Annotated in this window: 13 protein-coding genes; 10 read left to right on the top strand and 3 right to left on the bottom strand. The window is 66.4% G+C overall.

Translation table 11 applies throughout. The features are described from left to right. The first annotated feature begins 135 nt into the window (after positions 1–135). From AC5YDV_RS16500 to AC5YDV_RS16480, 5 genes are all read left to right on the top strand, one after another. The gene (locus AC5YDV_RS16500; protein ID WP_496184633.1) at positions 136–474 is read left to right on the top strand and encodes a hypothetical protein; all 339 of its coding nucleotides are present in this window, start codon (positions 136–138) and stop codon (positions 472–474) included. 34 nt (positions 475–508) lie between these two features. Next, the gene (locus tag AC5YDV_RS16495) at positions 509–1,423 is read left to right on the top strand and encodes a hypothetical protein (RefSeq protein ID WP_496184634.1); all 915 of its coding nucleotides are present in this window, start codon (positions 509–511) and stop codon (positions 1,421–1,423) included. Next, the gene (locus tag AC5YDV_RS16490) at positions 1,420–1,761 is read left to right on the top strand and encodes a hypothetical protein (RefSeq protein WP_496184635.1); all 342 of its coding nucleotides are present in this window, start codon (positions 1,420–1,422) and stop codon (positions 1,759–1,761) included. Before AC5YDV_RS16495 ends, AC5YDV_RS16490 begins: the two co-directional genes overlap by 4 nt. A gap of 6 nt (positions 1,762–1,767) precedes the next feature. Continuing rightward, complete coding sequence (locus AC5YDV_RS16485; protein ID WP_496184636.1) at positions 1,768–3,597, top strand: RNA polymerase sigma factor; 1,830 nt, start codon at positions 1,768–1,770, stop codon at positions 3,595–3,597. A 570-nt stretch (positions 3,598–4,167) separates the two neighbouring features. Next, positions 4,168–6,147: a hypothetical protein gene (locus tag AC5YDV_RS16480; RefSeq protein WP_496184637.1), complete on the top strand. Its 1,980-nt coding sequence runs from the start codon at positions 4,168–4,170 to the stop codon at positions 6,145–6,147. 61 nt (positions 6,148–6,208) lie between these two features. Here AC5YDV_RS16480 and AC5YDV_RS16475 read toward each other — a convergent pair whose 3' ends face one another. Continuing rightward, positions 6,209–6,487, bottom strand: coding sequence for a DUF5663 domain-containing protein (locus AC5YDV_RS16475; protein ID WP_496192533.1), 279 nt, complete (start codon positions 6,485–6,487; stop codon positions 6,209–6,211). 719 nt (positions 6,488–7,206) lie between these two features. Between AC5YDV_RS16475 and AC5YDV_RS16470 the strand changes: the two genes are divergently transcribed. Beyond that, on the top strand, positions 7,207–7,359 hold the full coding sequence (locus AC5YDV_RS16470) for a hypothetical protein (RefSeq protein WP_496184639.1): 153 nt from the start codon (positions 7,207–7,209) through the stop codon (positions 7,357–7,359). Continuing rightward, positions 7,359–8,426 (top strand): ArdC-like ssDNA-binding domain-containing protein, encoded by a 1,068-nt coding sequence (locus tag AC5YDV_RS16465; protein WP_496184640.1) that lies wholly within the window; start codon positions 7,359–7,361, stop codon positions 8,424–8,426. The genes AC5YDV_RS16470 and AC5YDV_RS16465 overlap by 1 nt, the downstream gene beginning before the upstream one ends. Before the next feature lie 1,390 nt (positions 8,427–9,816). Here the strand turns inward: AC5YDV_RS16465 and AC5YDV_RS16460 are convergent. Continuing rightward, positions 9,817–10,218, bottom strand: coding sequence for a type II toxin-antitoxin system VapC family toxin (locus AC5YDV_RS16460; RefSeq protein WP_496184641.1), 402 nt, complete (start codon positions 10,216–10,218; stop codon positions 9,817–9,819). Continuing rightward, entirely contained in the window at positions 10,205–10,435 is a 231-nt protein-coding gene (locus tag AC5YDV_RS16455) for a FitA-like ribbon-helix-helix domain-containing protein (protein ID WP_496184642.1), read from the bottom strand. The genes AC5YDV_RS16460 and AC5YDV_RS16455 overlap by 14 nt, the downstream gene beginning before the upstream one ends. A gap of 635 nt (positions 10,436–11,070) precedes the next feature. Between AC5YDV_RS16455 and AC5YDV_RS16450 the strand changes: the two genes are divergently transcribed. The 3 genes from AC5YDV_RS16450 to AC5YDV_RS16440 are packed head-to-tail and all read left to right on the top strand — an operon-like array spanning position 11,071 to position 14,267. Then, positions 11,071–12,321, top strand: coding sequence for a tyrosine-type recombinase/integrase (locus AC5YDV_RS16450; RefSeq protein ID WP_496184457.1), 1,251 nt, complete (start codon positions 11,071–11,073; stop codon positions 12,319–12,321). Continuing rightward, entirely contained in the window at positions 12,318–13,271 is a 954-nt protein-coding gene (locus AC5YDV_RS16445; RefSeq protein ID WP_496184456.1) for a tyrosine-type recombinase/integrase, read from the top strand. The genes AC5YDV_RS16450 and AC5YDV_RS16445 overlap by 4 nt, the downstream gene beginning before the upstream one ends. A gap of 6 nt (positions 13,272–13,277) precedes the next feature. Then, positions 13,278–14,267, top strand: a complete 990-nt coding sequence (locus tag AC5YDV_RS16440; protein WP_496184455.1) for a tyrosine-type recombinase/integrase — start codon at positions 13,278–13,280, stop codon at positions 14,265–14,267. Positions 14,268–14,358: the final 91 nt, after the last annotated feature.

The following is a 14,358-nucleotide window of genomic DNA, read 5'->3' as shown; positions in this document are numbered from 1 at the left end:
GAGGTTCGGGTGCTTCGAGTCATCCCGGTGCCGGCTCCTCGCTGGGGGTCGCTCGGTGTCCACGAGGCTCGACGGCCTTCCGTTAGGAGGGTGAGCGAGAAAGAGCCGGCCGACGGCGCGGGAGGGGCGAGAGCGATGGCGATGAACGAGATCCGGCAGCAGGCACGCAAGAGCGCCGCGGAACGGGTCGCCCGGTTGCGGCAGCAGCGGGCGGACCTGGTCAAGAAGCAGGAGGAGCTGTCGGCCACCGTCATGACTGCGCTGGCCGAACGCGACGCAGTGACCGCGGACGCCGAACGACGGGCGGGCGCGGCCCTCAAGGAGTTGGCGTCCAGTGGCCTGAGCCTGGCGCAGGCAGCCCAATGGTGCGACCTCGTCGACAAGGAAGCCGCACGGCTGGTGAAGCTCGCCGCCCAGCCGACCACTCCGGAGGGCGGGCTGACGGCGAGGGAAACCGTCAGTGGTGACCGGTAGCTTCCGGAGTATCGGGAGGTCGAGGAGGACCATCATGACGACGTCAACGGACTACCCGTTCCGAACCGGCCAGCTCCGCGGGGCGGGCGTGCTCATGAAGCTGCCGCGGGTGGTGATCGCCGCGATGGTGTGGCTGCTGGTCATCGAAGCCCTGCCCGGTATCGCGGCGTGGGGCGTACTGGCTGTAGTTGTCGTCGGGACGGCCGCCGGGGTCGTCGCCGAACAGGTGATCGTCCGCCTCATGTGGTGGGCGCGGCACCCCTCGACCCCACTCACGATGCCCGGCGACCCGCGCGTCCGCGTCCTGGTCGCCGGTCGACGGATCGCCGGCATCGGGCAGGCCGGATCCCGCCACCTCATCGTGCCGGCGACCTGGATCGGACGGACTGACCTACCCGCGCTGCTCACCCGTGCGCGGCAGCGTCAGCTGGTGTCGGCGGGACGGTTCGACGTCGCCTACCAGTGGTTCACCTGGCCGTGGCAGCTGCTCGCCGCTTCTGCCGCCGGGTTCGCCCACGGCATGACCCGGCTGCCGCTGATTGGGTTCGCTTGGCGGATGCGCTTGGTTGTCGTCGGCATTGCGGTCGGGCAAACCGTCGTCGCCGGCCAGCACGCAGCCACTGTGGGGATCGTCGTGGTGATCGGACTGACGTACCTGTTGCCGTGGACGCGCGCCCGCTATGAGCGCCTGGTGTCGCAGGCGCTCGCGGACCTCGAACGGCGATCGGGCAAGGACGCCCCGCCGGCGACGCGGCATCCGGTTGTGCTGCCCGTCCGGCCCACCGCGACCCACGCCGGACGCCGATCCTGCACCTCTGCGCGGCGGCGTGGCCTTGAGCCCTGTGGACAGTGGCGCTCGCCCGCACGGCTGGTGACTTGTACGGGCGAAGGCACTGGTGGGCGCGCCCATGATCCGAGGACAACTGGAAGGAAGGGATCACGATCATGACCGGAGTGCCGATGCCCACCGTGTCGATCGCCAAGGTCGACCTCCTGCTGGGGCAGGCGACGATGCTGACCGCTGACCGCTGGGACGACCTGGCCGCGATGATCCACGAGGCGATGGGGATCTCGTTGTTGATGGCGGCGGCTCATCCGTCGAGCCAGCCCGTGGATGTCCCGGGACTGACACGACTGACGGCGCTCGAGTGCGTCCAGAACGCTTTGCTCGAGGTTCATACCTGGGACCTGGCCCTCGCCGCAAACCTGCCCGACTTGGCCCGGCTGCGGGTGCTGTTGGCCGACGTCCGCAAGGAGTTGGACAGCACTGTCGGACGGCGAGGGTAACGGCCCATGTGGCAGGCCGTCCGGCGGGAACTCGCCCGGCTCGAGTGGGACGTCGAGCCGCCCCTCACCCTCGATCTGATGGCCGAGTGGACCCAGACCGTGTCCAGTCTGGTGGCGATCCGCCGAGCGCTCGGCCCGCTCTCCACAGCCGACCCCCTCGCACTGCTGGCCACCGTAACGACTGGCGCAGCGCGAACTGCTGACGTGAAACCGATCCTGGCTCCGTCGCTGGGCGCTGTGAGCGCGGCGCTCGCCGACGTCGGCCAGGACATCGCGTCGCGCACCGACCTCGACCGGCAGCGCGACGCGGCGACGCTCAACCACGTCGCCTACGAACTCGTGCACTGGGTACGCGTCCGGACGCCGGACGACCGCGCGAAGACATGGCTGCTGGCCGGTGAGACGGCACTCGACGGCGCGATCCACGCCCCGACCAGCCGCTCTGCAGCCGGCGTCGGCCTGGCGGCCTGGCAGGACGCGCTCGCAGCCGTGCAGCCCGTCCAGAACGCCCCGATCGTGCGCCGCAGCGTGGCGCTCGGGCACCTGGCGATCCTGCGCGACACCCACGCCCTGGTGGACGATGCCAGGAACGCCGGGGCGCTGCCCGGGCCGTACGCTGATGCCCTCCTCGGCAACATCCGCGAGCTCGCCCGAGCCCATCAGACCACGCTGAGTCAGATCGACGGCCGACGGCTCGGCGCTACCCGCGTCGACCAAGCGGTCATGCTCCAAGTCGGCACCGCCGTGCGGCAACTCACTGGACGCCCGGAGCTCACCGAGCCTTCCCACGTCCGTCTGGACGTGCTGCTGCGCTCGGGTCTCGGCCAGGCGGTTCTGGTCGCCAACCTCGTCGGCGAACCGTCGGCCCAGCCCGCTGCTGCGAGGATCAGCCGACTCTCACTGGAGTACCTGACCAACCCCCCGATGCTCCGCGACTTCCACGTGCCGGAAGCCCCGACGCCGTCCGCGCCGGTGGAGCCCAAAGCCGAAGCCGTGCGGGAACCCCGAGCGTCGGCCCGGATCGCACCCATGGACCCGACGATCAGCCCCGGGACGGTCCTGGACGGCCCATCCATCCTGGCGCTCTGCCAGGCCCGTGACCTTGGCGTCGCCGCTGCGACCAGCGATCCGTTGAACCCGCCCGAGATCCTCCGGGGGGTCGACGCGTCGCGCTGGCCGCAGCTGGTCGCCGAGGGGCGGCAGGCCGTGACCGACTTGGTCGGCTCGGTCATCCCGATGGTCTACGCCCAGACCAGACGAACGCCAAACGCCGCGGACACCCGCGGTCAGATGTTCGTCGAACTCATGGGCGCCGCCCACCGATTCGACCCCCAGCGAACCAGCCCCGAAGGTTGGGCCAGCTACGCCTGGATGACGATCAAGCACACCCGCTGGCGAGGGGTCGACGACGCTGGCGTGGTCCACAAGCGCACCGTCGGTCCTCGACCGATCACGGTGGCCCTCGGTGAGAGAGACCCTGCGAGCAGCACGCCCGACCCGGGCGACGTCGTTGAAGATCGGCACGCCGTCGCGTCAATCACGCAGGCTCTCGGGCAACTGCCCCCGTCACTGAGAGAGCCGCTGAGGGCGTCGATGCAAGGACACCCGCTCAGGGAGATCGCCGAGGACCTCGGCTACTCCGAGAGCACCGCCCACCGACGCATCAAGGAAGCGCGTGAGCACATCAGGTATGACCTCGCCTCGCACGCAGATGACCGCCTCTGGGTGCCCTTCGACACGGGGACCGATCCGGTGCTGGAGCGCGCGCAGCGCCTATTCGCAAAGGACCCTTCAGTGTCGATCGACATGGATACGCGCCGAAGTCACGAGTGGTGAGCCGTGCCGTCCGTGCGCACCGTTCATCAGGGTTGCGCCACCACGGGCCAAAGGAGGGGCCCGGAGTTGCTGAATACTGCCTGTGGCAGCAAGTACCAGTGCATTGCTGGCCCCCAGTCGACCCCGCGACGTGGTCGACCGAGCAGCAGCGCGTCTCCCGCTCATGACAGGGAGGGGATAGGCGACATTGCGAAGAGCCTCTGATCGGACTCCAGGGGAACGCTTCCTGCGAGAGCGAGCACCAACTTCAATTGAGCGTCGCCGCTGGTTGAGAAATGCTGGCTTCTCGCCCAGAATCGCAGGTCGGTACAAGTGCGGGTTACCGCCTCGGCTCCTGGCCTGACCTTCGCCGCGGTCACCCGGATGCAGAACTTGCCACCCTCGACCCCACTTGGTCCACAGGCCGAGGGTGCACTCGGCCTGGAAGCGGGCCCGCAACAGCCAGCGACACGCCGCCCATGTGACACGAACCGGCAACAATCACGTCAGCAGCGACCCCAGGCGCCCGAAGAGGCATGGTGCCGCTAGGAAGCTCGGCAGGTGAGAGCTCCCATCTGATTGGATATTGGAATGGTGACGATAGACAGCTGGGTGGAGCGACTCGTCGACGCAGCTCGGTCAGGACAGCCGATTGCACTCGGCGCCCCGCAGGCTGCGGGCGGAGCCTCCCCTGGGCAGAGTCCCGTCGGCCCGTTGCCCGCAGAGGCAATAAGGAAGGCGTTGCTACTCGATGGCCTGAAAGCCGATCCGCGTGGATTGCAGTTGGAGGGCGGTGAGATCGAAGGCGTACTTGACCTCGCGTACGCACAACTTCCATGTAGATTGTCGATTCGGTCTAGCAAGATGCATGCTGCGACATTCAGGGGAGCGCGAATACCAGATCTCGATCTGAGCGGCACGACGTTCCGGGAGCCAGATGGAGTGGCGCTCGACCTCGTAGATGCACAGATTGATGGCGAGTTCTGCGCAACCAGAATCCAGGTATTTGGGATGATGGCCTGCTCGCGTCTAAGCGTGGCTGGGAGCTTCCTTATTGGTGGAGCCTTACTCAGCAATCCCGCAGGAACAGCCCTAGAAATGACGGGAACGGACATCCATGGGCCCCTACTTGCTCCGCGCATCGTCTGTACCGGCAGCATTAGCGCAGCTGGCCTGAAGGTCGGCGGTCAGGTCCGGTTCCACCAGTCCCGCATCACTGGCAGTCCGAGTGGGAGTGCGCTCCATCTGGATGGAGCATATATACGTGGCAGCCTCGTGGGGAACGAGATGGTCATCGTAGGGGAAGTGCGGGTGGTGAATGCTCGCGTCGATGGCCAGGTTCAACTCAATAGGGCTGAGTTGGAGAACAGCGGGGGTGTCAGTGTTGCTTTGGATAGGTCTCACATCGGCGGCGGGCTCTATGTCGGGAAGGCAACCTGTACCGGCGAATTTCGTATGCTCGAGGGGGTGATAGCTGGTCAGGTGGACCTCAGTGACAGCCATTTCGTCAACAAAGCCGGCGCGATCTCCATGGACGGGGCGGAAATCGGAACCCTTAACGCGCAGAATCTTGAAGTGGTCGGAGAGGTGCACGCTGTCCGGGCAACGGTCTCGGGCGACCTTGATCTTTCTGGTTCCTCGATATCGAACCCGGGAGGACGTGCGTTGACGTTGGAGGATGTCCAAGCGTCCAACTTACTCTTGGGGTCACTGCGGGCGGAGGGAACCCTGCACGCTAACGGAATCGAAATCTCTGGGCAACTCGAACTGACTGAAATCAGGGTTGTTGGAACGCACTCGGCAGCTGTAGAGATCCGGCATGCCAGGGTCGGGAGCCTCTTCCTAGATGGGGGCCGCGTAATCGGATCGGTGTCCTTCGAGTCCTCAAGTATTGGCCATTTCTTGGTCGAAGGGCGTGTGAGTGCCCTACCATTTGATGGAGCGCCCGTCCGGTTGAATGGCTGGTCTGTGGGTCAGATAGAGGGACTGTTCTTCACCGACTATCGCGGCCTCGTGCGATGGCTTGACACCTCCGGCGTCTTTGTGGCGCAACCGTGGTTTGAACTCGCAGGGGCATTCGACAGGGCTGGTCAGCCGCATATCGGGCGCCGGCTTAGGTATGAAGCATCGAAGCGAAGCGTGCGACACCGACCCTTGGCTTCGCGCATCGGCCATATGCCATATCGCGCAGTCATGGGTTTTGGGTACTATCCGATGATTACGTTGCTGTGGATAATCGCACTCGTGAGCGCAACGTCTATACTCGGCTCAACTTTTGCTGCCGACTTTGCCCCAACGACCATCGAGAACGCAACTGTTTCGGTGAGTGGTGCGACGTTGCACGTGAACGGAACAACTGCCCCCGCGTTGCTTCCGCCGACACAGCCTCAGTTCATTCCGCTTCTATACGCGTTGACGACGATAACCCCTGCCTCTGCGGTCACGGCCGATTCATGGGCTCCTACCACAGGATGGCTGGTTGGCCTGCTGACTTCATTCAGGGCAGCGGGGTGGCTGTTGACGGCAGTGTTCCTGGCGGGGCTCACGGGAGCCCTCCGCATGCGCGACTGATACAAATAGCAGCCGTTGTCAAGCTCTCACTTCGGGGCCTATTCATCAACAGTTAGCTGTTTTACCAATAGGCCTGAACGTTTTCGGCAATGTCACCCATCAAGATGCCGAATTCGTCTTGGACGATAGCGTCTAGGTCAGGCACGTGCGCGGCCATCCACTCCGCCATCGCGCCTCCGGGTGCCCCTTCGCGAGTCATCTGAGCGAGCTCATCTGCTTGCTCCAGCGAAAGGGCACCGAAAACCTCTAGGGTGATTCGCTCGGATAGCTCATTATTGAACATGACGAGCAGTTCGTTCATGCGCCTCTGGTTGCACTGAATGCCAATCTCCCTAAGCATCTGCTCGGTGATTTCTATGCTCGTCACAGCGCGATTATAGCGGTGTTTGCAGCTGGTGGAGTAGCGGCTGTAGGCATGCGCGTGGCGCGGGGCCGATAGAGGTTGCCCCGGGCTCGGACAGAGTGTGCCTCGGACCCATCTTCGTGATGAATGCCCCAAGCCAACATGCCAGGCCAATCGAGCCAGCGCTCCCATGTTCGCCGACTGGCGGTCGGCGTCGACGCGGGTCACCCGGATGGTCGTGTCCACCGAAGATGGCCACGACCCGTTATGTGGAGTGAGGTCGAGTCGAGTCGTCAATTGGAGGCTAACATGAACGTGGAACCCCGCTGGTTCACCAAACTAGCGAGGCTGCGGACCCAAGAGCCTGTTGACGAGTGTCCGCGACGACGCGGGCAAGCCGTTCGACAGGGGCGCACAGGGTTGCTGCAGCCCGAGGTTGCCAGCGCGGGAGCCCCGCCGGCCGATGCGACCGGTGCGACCGCCGCCACCCACGAACAGCGTAAAGAGCGTGGGTGGTGTCCATCGAGGACGCGAGTGCACGCCAGCGCGGCGGACTCGGCCGCCATGGCAATGTCGTCCAGGTCGTCGATCTTGAAGGGCGAGTCGGCCCGTGACGTCGTGCGCCCAAGGTCGGCGGCGAGCGAGTCATCGCGAATCCGTCGCGGCTATCAAGAGGGCGGACAGATGCAGGACTTCCCGATCACGGGATCCCGGCCATGAGCCAACCAGAACTCCCGCTCCCAGACGTCCCGCTCATCGTCGAGGACATCCTCATGCAGGCCAGGCGGCTTTCAGACGCAGGCGCAGCGGCCGTCGTGGTCGAGGAGATCTTCGACCACGTTGCTGTCTTGCGGGAAGGCCGCGGCTGATGGCCGGGCACCGCAGACCCGCCAGCGAGGCATTACGGACGGCGGCTGCAGAGGCTCGGCAGGCGACGCTGGACAAGCTCCACACCCAGCTGAGCGATGGCATCCTCGCCCTCAACGACCCGCAGGCCTGGCAGGCCTGGCTGAAGTTCTCCAGCCAGTTCCACCGCTACTCCTTCGGGAACTCACTTCTGATCATGCTTCAGGACCCGAGGGCCACTCAGGTCGCCGGCTACCAGGCGTTCAAGGCCATGGGCCGCCAAGTGCGCCGCGGCGAGACGGGCATCAAGGTCCTCGCGCCGATCACGCGCCGCGAGCCCCGCCTCGACGACGCCGGCCAACCGGTGCGCGACGAGCACGGACGCGTCGTGAACCGGACCCAGGTGGTCGCGACCAAGCCCGTCACGGTGTTCGACGTCCGTCAGACCGACGGACCGCCCTTGCCCGACCCCAAGATCGGCGCGGCTGCCCTCCTCACCGGGCACGCCCCAGCCGGGCTGTGGGACCGCCTCCAGGGCCTCCTTGAGGAACGAGGATTCGACGTACGTCGCGGTGCGGACCTCGGCGGCCCGAACGGGTACACAGACTTCGGCCAGCGGCTCGTCATGGTCCGTGACGACGTCGATGACGCCCAGGCCGTCAAGACCCTGGCCCACGAAACCGGGCACGTGCTCCTCCACCTGGACCAGGGCAGCCGCGACTGCCGCGGGATCGTCGAAGTGGAAGCCGAATCGGTCGCGTACATGGTCACGAGTGCCCACGGCCTCGACTCCAGCCAGTACACCTTCAACTACGTCGCCGGCTGGGCCCTCAACGCGGCGACCGAGCAGCGTGACCTCGCCGAAATCCTCCGCAGCACGGGCCAGCGTGTCATCGGCGCTGCAGACCTCATTCTGCAGACCACCCAGCCGGCTCCGACCATCACCGATAGCGCGCTCGATGCCCTGGAAAGTGACATCCGACTTCAGACGGACCCCACGCGCTGGGAGGCAGTCTCTGGAGGCGAGGTCACCCTCCCGGACCCGCTGACCGTGCAAGCGCCGGCGCTCGTCCCCTCACTGGCCCGCTGACCATGACGATCGCGATCGACGAACTCGCTGCGCCAAGCCACCGCGACAGCTCTCCGTCATCGACGCGACCCCTGCCCGACCTCAAGGGCGATGGTGCCCTCGGCGTCCCCTTACTGCTGCGAGGGGTCGGTTCGGACTTGCAGGGGGGACGAGCCGGACTTCGCGGCCGCCGCCGATGAAGCCCGTCAGCCTGTGCCCGCGCGCGTCCTTAACCACCGTCTCGCCAGTGATCCTGGGGTGGGGTCCGCCTATGCTAAAGGGCAGCGATGGACGCGAGATCCGCGCGGATCTCGGGTTCGAAGCGATTCCCCACGTATTCCCCACGGCAAGGTGACGGCATGGCTGAGGCCCATCAAAATTCCTTGTCAGGGGGCCATTATCGCTGGATAGCAGAGAGCTTCAACTCCTCTCTCGCGCACAGAAAACACCCCTGACTAGGGGTTATATAGGGAAAAGGCGGGTGGCGAAAACCTCCCGCCTTTCTCATGTCCCGATGTTGTGACGTGGTGCTGGCAAGGGGGAATGCGTTGCTGAGGTGAGCGGCGGCGCCTCGGCCGGCGCGTTCGTTCCCCACGCGTGAGTCGTGTTCCCCACGCATTCCCCACGTGTTCCCCACGGAATGGCCCAGCCGGCCGTATTGCACGTGACCCCGACGAGGGTTGTCCGGCGGCGTGCGGGTTTCGTGTGGACGACATCCAGGAATTCAGGTGGAGTCGGCCGGCCGCTGGTGGTGGCGGCATGGGGCTGGCCGGGGAGGTCAGCGCCGGCGAGGGGCATACCTGGCTCTACGCGTCGCTGGCCTCGTTGGGGACGCCCGACGCCTCGATCCGACTGGGCGGACTTGCGACGAGTCTGGGGGGTACTGGCAGTACTACCACCAACGTGAGCTTGTTCGGCTCGGCGGAACCGCGTTGCATGGGAAGAGTACGAACGATGAGAGGACCGTTACGCCGGCGGCTCCCACAATCGTTCTGAGCTGTCGAGTTGGACCTGGCGGGCCCGTTCGGGTAGGTCGCGGATCCCGGGGACCCTGAGCGGAGGATCTCGTCGGTGTAGCCGGGCAGGTCGATGGGGGAGGTCCCGGTGATCGCAGGGCGGGTCCCGGCGAGCATGTCCCGCAGCGATACGGACGGTTCGGCCAGGCCCCGCTCGCTGAACGCCAGCGGCGCGTGGTCACGGATCCAGTCCGCAAGGCGAGGACGTCCGGCTACCATTTTCGGCGGACGGAGAGATCCTAGCCCCGGTGTCCCGGTGTCCCGGTGTCTTCGAGGCGCACCTGTCCGCGTGGTCCGTTTCGCCTCCACTTAGGCCCTGCTCCGCTTGCTCGCTCATCCGCATGTCCGTGATCTCACGCCCGTCGCCTGGCCAGACCGTGTGGGCGTTCGGCGTGTCAGGAGGTGGTCTTGATGACCTCGATGGCGCACTGTGGGCCGGTGGATCTGGCGAGGCGGCGATCCCCGGTGAGCAGGGTAGCCTGCAGGGCTTCGGCGAGCGCGACATAGGCGGCGTCGTAGATCGTTAGGTTGTCCCGCAGTTCCCAACAGCGGGCCAGCAGCGGCGCATGGGCCACGCGTTTCATCGGGAGTTCTCGCAGGTCTTCCAGGGCGAACCCGACTCGACGGGGGTCCAGGTGCCCGCCGCGGGCCAGTCCGCGCCACACCGAGGCCACCTCGAGATCGATCAACGCCGGGGCGGCGAGTTGTTCCCCGTGCAGCCGATTCCGTGTCGCGTCACCGTCGGGGGCGTCGTCCAGCAGGGCGACGGCCAGGACGCTGGCGTCAATGACGAGCACGGTCGAACCGCAACGCGCTCACCGCGTCAGCCAGCGACAACGATCCGCCGGCCCGACCGCCCGCACGGGCGAGCACCTCATCCACGGTTGGTTGGGCCGCCTCGGCGATCAGTCTGGACCGCAGGTACTCCTGCAACGACTGGTGCGCCGCGCTCGCCCGCTGCCGGAGGACTGCATGAGTGTCCTCGGGCACGTCCTTGATCTGGATGTTCGGCATGGAGCCATTATGGCGCCACAAGCGCGAAAATGGAAGCGCACCTGCTGGACCCTGACATCCACGAAGGCTGACGACCGACTCTGGGCTGCTTGAGTGCGATGCCACGACCATGAGCACGTGGCTCAACTGGGAGCCCTGTCGTATCGGCGTCGTTCGTGTCGCCTGCGGTGGTCCGACTCGGGGCGGGGGCGACGAGGAGCGGACACGGACGTCGCGTTGAGCCGTGGTGTCTGGCGGCGTCCACCGGCTGAGCTCGGACGCCGTTATGGGCGGTGTGACGGACTTGTCTGATTCTTGGCAGGAGGCCGCGATGCAGCGCGAGACCGGACGCCGCGGCGCCGGGTTCGGCTTCGAGGAGGACCGCGTTCGGGTTTTGGGGGCTCTTCGGACCTGAGCGTGGGGTCATAGTCGGAGTCCGCCGCCGATGAGGAGCATTCTGAGGCGGTAGTTGTCGGGGTCGCGGAACCCTCGTGCGACGCGGCGGGCTAGTTCGATCAGGCCATTGAGTGCTTATGCCGACGTCTGGGTTATGCCGACCTTCGTGGCGTGTGGCCTTGTGAATCCCGGTTTGTCCGGGGCGGTTGTCGGCATAATCCTGTAGGTCCAACCTTCTCCTGATGGGAGGAGGACGGGTCATGGGTGATCTGGTACGTGAGGGGCCTGCGGCTGCTGGTGGGCAGATGAGGATCTGGCCTCGTCGTGATGCTGGTCCGCTCGCCGCGGTGATGGCCGAGTTGATCGACTGGCTGGTCACGGAGGGGTACGCACCGACGACACAGCGCAACCTGGTGCGGGCGGCGGCTCGGCTCGGTGCATGGCTGGCCGCTGCTGGTGTTGAGCTTGCGGACGTTGACGCTGCGTGCGTGTTCGGCCTTGTCTCAGGGGACAACGAACGCCACCCGGAGCATCGATCCGCCAACGAGAACGTCTCGGCCGTCGTTAGGTTCCTGCAGGAAACCGGACGCCTCAAACCGTCGCCTGTCGACACGGCGCCGCTGCGACCGGCAGAAGCCTGTCTTGCCGCGTGGTTGCGGTTCCTGGAGGTCGAAGAGGGACAGGGTGCCAGTTGGCTCTACAAGGCCCGCCAGATCGGGGAACGCTTCCTGCCGCTGGTCGAAGACGAGGACGGGGACCTCCACTGGGAACGTGTTGACGTCGTCATGGTCAACGAGTTCCTGGTGCGTGTGGTGGCCGGCTACTCCTCCTCCACCGCGCAGAGCAGGGCGGCTCTGCTCCGTGGTCTGCTCACCTGGGCCGCAGCCAACGGGTGGATACGGGACGGGATCGTTGACGGGGTCCTGTCGCCGCGTCGTATCCGGGCCGGCCTGCCGAAAGGCCTTACCGACAGCCAAGTCGCCGCGTTGAAGAATGCCGTCGATCGGGACACTGTGGCGGGCAAGCGGGACTGGGCGATCATCGTCATGCTGGCCCGCCTAGGCGTGCGTGTCGGTGAGGTCGCCGGGCTGAGGCTGGACGACCTCAACTGGCGCGAACCCTCGTTGCGGGTGGTTGGTAAGGGCGGCCGGGTTCTGGTCCTTCCGATGCCCGTCGACGTGGGCGAGGCGCTGGTGGACTACCTCCGGGTCCGTCGCGCCGATCGCGGTGAACGGGCGGTGTTCCTCCGCTGCCTGCCGCCGTTGACGGCGCTGCATCGGGCCGGCGTGGGGGATGTCGTCCTCAGGTACGGCCGACGTGCCGGCCTGGACGGCGTGTACGCCCACCGTCTTCGACACACAGTCGCCAGCCAAGTCCTGACCGGGGGCGGAACCCTCCGGCAGGTCCAAGAACTCCTCGGCCACGCCGACCCGGCCTCGGCGATGACCTACGCCCGCGCCGACATGACACCGCTGCGTCCGCTGGCGCCCTCCTGGGGCAGCCTGCCATGACCACCACCCCTTCGGTCGATGTTGGCCTGTGGACGGTACTGGAGGTGTACCTCACCCAGCGGCGGGCGCTGGGATTCCGGCTCGTCGAGGAAGAACGCCACGCCCGACGTTTCCTCGAATGGCTGCAGGCCCATGGCCACGCGGGTACGTCCTTTAGCGTGGCGCAGGCGTTGAGTTGGGCGCAAGGGGACGGCTCGTTGAAGAACTCCTACCAGTGCCAACGCCTCAGCGCGGTCCGCGGCCTGGCCCGCTACTGCCATGCGATCGGCCTGGACGTCCAGGTGCCGCCAGCCAACGTGCTGCCTACCACCAGGGACCGGCGCCGGCCCCACATCTACACCCAGGGCGAGGTCGACGCACTGATCGATGCCTGCCCGCACGCGTTCACCCATCCGTTGGTGCAGGCCACGATGGCCGCCGTCATCGCCCTACTGGCCGTGACCGGGATGAGGCCGGGCGAAGTCGTGCGACTCCGCCTCGGCGACATCAACGTCGAGGACGCCACCCTGCTGATCCGGGCCAACAAGCACGGTCCCGACCGGCTCATCCCGCTGCACCCCACCACCCTCGACGCCCTGGCCGGCTACCTGGCCAGCCCGCACCGCCAAGCCGCGACACCTCCGCTGGAGGGAACCCTGTTCGTCACCACCCGGGGCAAGGCCTACCAGCGGGCGACCGTGGAGGACCACTTCCAGCGGATCCGGGCCGCGACCGGCATCACTTGGGAAGGGCACGCCCCCTGCTTGGTAGACCTGCGGCACACCTTCGCGACCCGGCAGATGATCCGCGCCTACACCACTGATGCCGGTAACCCGGCTGCGACGCTCGGTCTGCTGGCCCTCTGGCTGGGCCACTCCGATCCGTCCCACACGTACTGGTACGTCCAGGCCGTCCCGGAACTGCTGGCCCTGGCCGCCCACCGCGTCGACACCACGAACACGACGGAGTGACTCACGATGACCTACCTCGCCACCGTCCTGCAGGCGTTCTTCACCGACTACGTCCACACCCAGCGCGGCCTGGCCGCGAACACCATCGCGTCCTACCGCGACACCTGGCGCCTCCTGATCAAGCACCTGAGCGTCACGACCGGGACCAGCGCCGACCAGCTCCGGCTCGAAGACCTCGACCGCGGCACCGTCACCGGCTTTCTCGACCACCTCACCACCCACCGTTCCAACACCGCAGCGACCAGGAACGCCCGGCTCAGCGCGATCCGCGTCCTCCTCGCCCACACGCTGCCCGACCACCCAGAACACGCCGATTCCATCCGTCAGATCCTCGCCATCCCACCCGCCAAGACCACGAAACCCCTACTCAGCTACCTGACCGAGGCCGAAACCGAAGCCCTGCTCGCCGCGCCGGACACCACGACCTGGACCGGCCGACGTGACCAGATGATGCTGGCGTTGGCGATCAGCACCGGGCTGCGGATCAGTGAACTGATCACCCTGACCACCAGCAGCATCCACACCGGGACCAGCCCGTACGTCGAATGCGAAGGCAAGGGCCGCAAACACCGATCCACCCCGCTCAGCGCGACGATCGGCGACCAACTGCGCGCCTACCTTCAAGAGCGGAGCACCCGGCCCGGGACCGCCCTGTTCCCCGGCCCCCACGGCACCCCGCTATCCCGTGACGCGATCGAACACCGACTCGCCGCCCACGTACACACCGCCACCACGTCCTGCCCGAGCATGGCCGGCAAACACATCACGGTCCACACCCTGCGGCACACCACCGCCATGAACCTCCTCCACGCCGGCGTCGACATCATCGTCATCGCCTTGTGGCTCGGCCACGAGCAGACCTCCACCACCGACGTGTACCTCCACGCCGACACCCGACTCAAGGAGGACGCCCTCGACAAGACCAGACCACCCCACGTCACCCCGGGCATGTACACCCCGCGAGCCGACATCCTCGCGTGGCTCGAAACCCTCTGATTATGCCGACAACCGCCCCGGACAAACCGGGATTCACAAGGTCACACGCCACCAAGGTCGGCATAACCCAGACGTCGGCATAAAGCATCAA

This window comes from Propioniciclava sp. LT432 (assembly GCF_059515965.1).
This window is presented reverse-complemented; position numbering and strand designations above follow the sequence as displayed.